The 5043-nt window shown below is 60.1% G+C and carries 5 protein-coding genes; all 5 read left to right on the forward strand.

Going from position 1 to position 5043, the window contains the following annotated elements; all coding sequences use genetic code 11:
- Window positions 1–10 precede the first annotated feature (10 nt).
- Window positions 11–1087 carry a YeiH family protein gene (locus ACY69P_RS14130; RefSeq protein ID WP_404845031.1) on the forward strand — a complete coding sequence of 359 codons (1077 nt, stop codon included), beginning with the start codon at window positions 11–13 and terminating at the stop codon, window positions 1085–1087.
- Window positions 1088–1278: 191 nt separating this feature from the next.
- A complete protein-coding gene (locus ACY69P_RS14135) occupies window positions 1279–1722 on the forward strand; it encodes a universal stress protein (protein ID WP_462327934.1) in 444 nt (147 codons plus the stop codon).
- A gap of 24 nt (window positions 1723–1746) precedes the next feature.
- On the forward strand, window positions 1747–2619 hold the full coding sequence (gene phnD, locus ACY69P_RS14140; protein WP_462327935.1) for a phosphate/phosphite/phosphonate ABC transporter substrate-binding protein: 873 nt from the start codon (window positions 1747–1749) through the stop codon (window positions 2617–2619).
- The gene (locus tag ACY69P_RS14145) at window positions 2597–4087 is read left to right on the forward strand and encodes an ATP-binding protein (protein WP_462327936.1); all 1491 of its coding nucleotides are present in this window, start codon (window positions 2597–2599) and stop codon (window positions 4085–4087) included. The genes phnD and ACY69P_RS14145 overlap by 23 nt, the downstream gene beginning before the upstream one ends.
- Window positions 4084–5043, forward strand: a 960-nt coding sequence (locus ACY69P_RS14150) for a sigma-54-dependent transcriptional regulator (RefSeq protein ID WP_462327937.1), incomplete at its 3' end; no start/stop codon positions are given. The genes ACY69P_RS14145 and ACY69P_RS14150, both read left to right, overlap by 4 nt.

A 5043-nucleotide genomic window follows, 5' to 3' on the forward strand; every position in this document is an offset into this window, starting at 1 on the left:
GGAGGACTGCATGTCAACGAATACTCAGGCAATGGACGGATCACTGCGCAGGGATTTTTTTCAGGAAATTCTGGAGAGTATACCGGGATTTCTGCTGGTCATCTCTGTGGCGGTTTTCGCGCACGTTACCGCGCCGCTTCTGAAACACTATGAGTTTTTCAGAACGTACTTGACCATTAAGGACTTTATTCTGGCTATCTTGGTGGGCATCGCCATCCGCAACACGGTGGGCGTTCCCAATGTGTTGCGCCCGGGGCTTCGGTTTTCCACCATTCTCACCAAGACCGGCATCGTCGTCATGGGCGCCAAGTATTCCTTGGCGGGATTGGTGACGGTTGGCGGGCAGGCGCTGGGGCTTATCGCCTTTTTCCTCTTCGCCTCCGCTGTGGTGCTGATGTGGATTGGCAAGAAGATGAACATCTCCACCTCGCTGAGCGCGTGTCTTGCTGCGGGGCTGTCGGTGTGCGGCGTTTCGGCCACCATCGCTGTGGCCCCGGCCGTGAACGCCAAAAAGGAAGAGATGGCCTACTCCATCGCCGTGGTGCTGATGTTTGGCCTGCTGGCGCTGGTGGTGTTTCCGCCGCTGGGGCAGTGGCTGGGCCTGACGGACGCGCAGTATGGCGCGTTTGCGGGTGTGGGCATCATCAACTCCGCACAGGTGCTGGCCGCCGGGTTTGGCTTTAGCGACGATGCTGGCGTTATCGCTGGCGTATACAACATCGGCCGCGTTATCTTCCTGCCCTTTGTTGTGCTGATGCTGACCATCATGGCTTGCCAGCGCTCCTCCGAGCTGTCCTGCGAGCCCATCAACAAGTGGCAGATTATCGTTTCCAAGTTCCCGGTGTTTGTCCTTGGCTTCCTCATCGTTGTGCTGATGAACACGGCTGGCATGATTAGCGACCCTGCCGTGAAGACGGCCAAGACCTTCATGGAATGGGCCTTCCTGCTCGGCTTTGCCAGCATTGGTCTGACCACCCGTCTGGCCGACCTCAAGGCCGCGGGCTTTACCGGCGTGCTTGTGGGCTTCACCGTGGCGTCGCTGAAGGCAGGCCTCGCCCTGCTCGCGGTGCTCTACTTCATCAACTAGAATCAACACAGGGAGTCAGTCATGCTGCGTGCATTGAAGAACCTCTCGGCCAGCCGCAAACAGGACCTTATGGTTTGCCTCCTCGGCATTGGTTTGGTGTTTGTGGCCATCATTATGAACTAGGCCGATTTATGACGAACGTTGGGGGAGCGCATCAGGGAGCGCTCCCCCAACACCCTTTGGGAGGGATTATGCAGACAAGTACCATCGTTTTGGCAACCACCGGCGGGCAGTGTTGCAAAAATGCCGAGGATTACGCACTGGCCTACTGCGCCAAAAACAGCGCATCCCTCGGCATTGTGCACGTTGTGGAGTCTAGCCTTTCGCACTATGGCTTGGTAGATTCCCTTGCCACCGAGGGCGACCGGCACGACTTTATCCGCCACGCCCGCACGCAGGAGATGCCCGAGGTGGAGCGCCGCCTTGCCCGCCTTATCTCGCGGGCGGAGGCCATGCACATTCCTTACAAATTGCACGTGGGCTGGCAGTCGCCGCTGTACTGCATCCTCAAGCAGTTGCAGGAGAATAACGCCCAGATGCTCATCGTGGGCAGCAAGCACAGCCGCCCCAACCCGTTTAGCCTTACCAGCTGTCTGCGCCGCAAGGCCCCCTGCGATGTGAGGCAAATCCGTTAACCCCTAAGACAAGCGCCATATGCAATGATCCGACGCGTCCTTTTCACCGTTTGCCTGCTTTTTGTCCTTGCCGCACCGGCCAGCGCGCAGGCCCCGCCGCCCGGGCGCATCACGTTTGGCGTCATTACGCTGAACCATCCGCTGATGATGTACCGGCAGTACCTGCCCTTTACCGATTTTCTTTCGGAGCGGATGGGCCTTCCCGTTGAGCTGGTGCTGGCCCGGGACTACGCCACCATCATTGACGACCTCACCTCCGGGCGCATAGACATCGCCCTGCTGGGCGGCTTTTCCTACATCGAGGCGCGCGAGGCCAGCGCCAAGGTCAGCCCGCTGTGCGCGGTGCTGTCCCCGGACGGCACGCCCACCCACCGCACCATTATCTTTACGACCAAGGCCCGCACGGATATCACCACCCTGCGAGACCTGCGCGGCAAGGCCTTTGCCTTTGCGTCCAAGCACTCCACATCCGGCTACCTGCACCCGCTGTGCTTTTTAGGCGCCCACGGCGTCAGCAAGCAGGACTTTGCCACGGCCACCAACCTGCGCACGCACGAGGCCGTTGTCCGCTCCGTCACCCGTGGCAATCACGACGCCGGAGCCATCTCCGTCGCGACTTTTGAACGCTTTGCGGATTCCGGCCTGCGCGCCATCGCCAAGACCGGGCCGCACCCAGGCTTTGTGCTGGTGGCCCGCAAGGCCGGGGTACCTCAGCTCCAGCGCCTGAAGCACCTTCTGCTGAGTACGGACTTTTCTACCCCAGCCATGGCCGCCCTGGCCGGACGCTGGACACCCCTTTTGCGTAACGGCTTTGCCCCGGTTTCCGACCATGACTATGCATCAATACGAACCTTGCGAGACTGCGCGATCACTTATGGGTACGGAAACGAGACATAAGCTGTCCCCGCGCGGGCTGCGCTTCAAATTCATCGGCATTGTGCTGCTCTGCCTGACGGGAACCATCTTCTCCACCGCCTATTATATGCTGGAGAAGGAGCGCGACGTGCTCATGCAGACGGCGCGGCAGCAGGCAACATCACTCACCAAGGCCTCAGCCATCCTCTTCACCAACACGTTCATCTATGAAGAGTTGGACATGTTGGATGAATCAGACATGATTGCCTACCTGTCATATTATGTGTCGGACGTTATGCGCACGGACCCGCGCATTCTCGCCTTTACTGTGGTGGACAAGCACGGGCGGGAGGTGGTCAGCAAAGCGGCGCCCGCTGGCGGCGACCACGCCGCCGCGCCCAGCATCTCGCCACAGGTGCCGGCACAGGCCAGCGTTCAGCTACTGGGCACCGGCGCGGACGCGGTGCTTGCCGTGCAGGAGCCGCTGTCCATCGAGTCCAAAACATGGGGCGCATGCCAGCTGCTTTTTTCCCTGCGCGACATTGAGAAGGCCCGCGTTTCCGTGCGCAATGAAATTTTGGCCATCTCCGCAGGGTGGCTGCTCTTTTCCCTGATTATTGTCGGATTTGGCGCGGAATACCTCATTACCTCGCTCCAGAAGCTGTCCGATGCCATGGTCGGCTTTACGGTGCACGGCGACTTTTCGGAGCCGTTCCCCAACCTGCCGCCGCGCAAGGATGAAATCGGCCAATTGCAGCACAGCTTTGAATGGATGGTGCAGCGCCTGCGGCGCGAGGAGCAGGAGCGCGCGCAGACCAAGAAAAAGCTCTTCCACACCGAAAAGATGGCCACCATCGGCCAACTGACGGCCAGCATCGCCCACGAGGTGAACAACCCCCTTGGCGGCGTGATCCTGTGCTTCAATAATCTGGTGAAGGGCAATCTGGACGACGCCGGGCGCGAACAGCACATCGAGGTCATCAACTCCGGCCTTTCGCGCATCCGCAAAATTATGGGCGATTTGCTCGATTATTCCCGCCAGTCGTCGCTAAACATGCAGCCGACAGCCGTGGACGATGTGGTGCACAAAAGCGTATCCCTGCTGGAACTGTTCAGCCAAAAGAAGCGCGTGAGCCTCAGCGCCCTCCTGCCAGGCGAAACGCCGCCCATCCTGATGGACAGCACCAAAATTCAGCAGGTGCTGGTGAACCTCCTCCTCAACGCCATCCACGCCACGCCGGAGGGCGGCGCGGTGACGCTGGAGGGCAAGCTGCACGACGACAGTTTCACCTTCATCATCTCGGACACAGGCCCGGGCATTGACGACGCCATTCAGGGCAAGATTTTCGATCCCTTCTTCACCACCAAGGGCGAGAAGGGGACAGGACTAGGGCTTGCCCTTGCCAAATCCATTGTGGACCAGCACGGCGGCAGGCTTGAGCTTGTACAATCCACAGCACGCGGAAGCATCTTTGCCATACACCTTCCGCGCACGGGAAAAGACACATGATACGGAGCATCATCGTTGTGGAGGATGAGCTGTCGATGCGCATCGGCATCCAGCACACCCTTTCGGCGGCAGGATATATCGTCGAGGCCTTCGAGGACGCAGACAGCGCCCTGCGGGCCATGGCGTCAAGCAGCTTTGACCTGCTCATCACGGACATGCGCCTGCCGGGCAAATCCGGCCTCGACATGCTGGGCACGGTGAAGGAGCTGCACCCCGGCACAGGCATGATTCTCATCACGGCCTTTCCGGAGATTGAGCTTGCCGTCAAAGCCATGCGCCTTGGCGCGTTTGACTTCCTCTGCAAACCTTTCTCCAACGAGGGTCTGCTCATCGCCGTGGAGCGCTACTTCAACTACCACGACCTGAAGCAGGAAAACACGCGCCTCAAAACCAGCAACGGTCTGGACGAGATGATTGGCGGGCAGTCCATGCAGCCGGTCTTTGAGCGCATCCGCGCCGTGGCCGATGCCTGCACGCCGGTGCTGGTCCTTGGCCCCAGCGGCACGGGCAAGGAGCTTGTCGCCAACGCCCTGCACAACCTCAGCCGCCGAAACGACAAGCCCTTCCTGAAAATCAACTGCTCCGCCCTGCCGGAACATTTGCTGGAGTCCGAGCTTTTCGGGCACGAGAAGGGCGCGTTCACCGGCGCGCACAAGCGCCGCATAGGCAAATTCGAGGCCGCAAACGGCGGAACGTTCTTCTTTGACGAAGTAGGCGACATGCCGCCCGCGCTTCAGGTGAAGCTGTTGCGCGTCCTTGAGGACGGAGAAATAACGCGCATTGGCGGGAATACGCCCATCACCGTGGACGTGCGCAGCATCTTTGCCACAGCCAAGGACCTGGAGACGCTCCTTGAGGACGGCTCCTTCCGTGAGGACCTGTACTACCGCTTCAACGTCGTCCCCATCACCCTGCCCCCGCTGTGCGAGCGCGGGGACGACATCCTCAAGCTGATG

The sequence above is a fragment of the Desulfobaculum sp. genome, from assembly GCF_054921475.1.

Bases quoted from the DNA above. Each gene is read 5' to 3' on its own strand.
- ACY69P_RS14130 (WP_404845031.1), top strand. From the start codon at position 11: ATGTCAACGAATACTCAGGCAATGGACGGATCACTGCGCAGGGATTTT.
- ACY69P_RS14135 (WP_462327934.1), top strand. From the start codon at position 1,279: ATGCAGACAAGTACCATCGTTTTGGCAACCACCGGCGGGCAGTGTTGC.
- phnD (WP_462327935.1), top strand. From the start codon at position 1,747: ATGATCCGACGCGTCCTTTTCACCGTTTGCCTGCTTTTTGTCCTTGCC.
- ACY69P_RS14145 (WP_462327936.1), top strand. From the start codon at position 2,597: ATGGGTACGGAAACGAGACATAAGCTGTCCCCGCGCGGGCTGCGCTTC.